The sequence below is a fragment of the Streptomyces kronopolitis genome (assembly GCF_014646275.1).
Lineage (GTDB): Bacteria > Actinomycetota > Actinomycetes > Streptomycetales > Streptomycetaceae > Streptomyces > Streptomyces kronopolitis.
Genome location: NZ_BMND01000120.1, coordinates 1 through 571 on the forward strand (window position 1 = coordinate 1; position 571 = coordinate 571).

Genomic DNA, 571 nt, shown 5'->3' on the forward strand with positions numbered 1-571 from the left:
GCGACTTTTAAATGATCAAACCCACGACTCGCTCTATAGCTAATCGCTCTATCGGTAAAAAGCGACGCTAAACAGGATTTGATATAGTGGATCAATTCTGTTTTACCCTTAATGTTTAAATAAGTGTCTTGCTGCCCGGCAAAAGAAGCGTCCGGCAAATCTTCTGCGGTAGCGGAGCTCCTTACGGCCACATCGGCTTCTTTCATGTGGTATTGCTGGCTTAAAATTTCATAAGCTTGAAAGATCTCATCTCTTAAATCGCTAGGAAAAGGCGTGCCAAAAATAAGCTCTCTGATTTGTTTGGAGCGGATTTTTAACACGTCAATTTCCGTGGCATCAACATTTTCTAAAAGCTCTATGATTTTTTGTTTAGCCCCCCCTTGCTCTAAAAGATACCAATACGCTTCGCTTGTGATCGCAAAGCCATCAGGCACTTTAATGCCAATAGGCACTAATTCTTGAAACATTTCACCAATGCTAGCGTTCTTGCCCCCAACCAGATTCACATTCTTATTGTTCAACTCTTTGAAAAACTTGATATATCGCACAAAACTCCCTTAAAATTATCATT

1 protein-coding gene is annotated in these 571 nt (G+C 40.5%); it reads right to left on the minus strand.

Annotated features, from left to right (window positions below; all coding sequences use genetic code 11):
* A partial coding sequence (locus IEY78_RS35415; RefSeq protein ID WP_506417113.1) for a PEP/pyruvate-binding domain-containing protein occupies positions 1-548 on the minus strand: 548 nt, incomplete at its 3' end.
* Between the last annotated feature and the right edge of the window lie 23 nt (positions 549-571).